The sequence below is a fragment of the Opacimonas viscosa genome, from assembly GCF_024199005.1.
Classification (GTDB): domain Bacteria; phylum Pseudomonadota; class Gammaproteobacteria; order Enterobacterales; family Alteromonadaceae; genus Opacimonas; species Opacimonas viscosa.
The window spans coordinates 1-255 of the sequence record NZ_JANATA010000228.1 but is presented as its reverse complement, the minus strand read 5'-3'; the positions used below and the strand labels follow the sequence as shown (position 1 = coordinate 255).

Sequence of the window (255 nt, the reverse complement as noted above, 5' to 3'; positions counted from 1 at the left end):
GGGCCGTAATGGTAGTACTCAGAAGAATCCGCGTAGGTGTGATGCCAACCGGTATTAATAATGACAATGTCACCTTCTTTAATTTTAGGGGTCGCATTCTCTAAGTCTTCGGCGGTGATAACCTCCCACTTTTGTTTTGGGATAGACACCACAACACCGGTCCCAAAAAATCGCGGTAAAGGCATCTGGTCCATAAAGGGGGTACCCTCAACCACATGGGCCGGTGCATCAATATGAGTACCTGAATGCATTACA

Annotated in this window: 1 protein-coding gene; it reads right to left on the bottom strand. The window is 47.1% G+C overall.

Annotation, left to right across the window (positions count from 1 at the left end):
* On the bottom strand, positions 1-255 hold a 255-nt coding region (locus NLF92_RS13400), incomplete at both ends, for a cyclase family protein (RefSeq protein ID WP_254102749.1).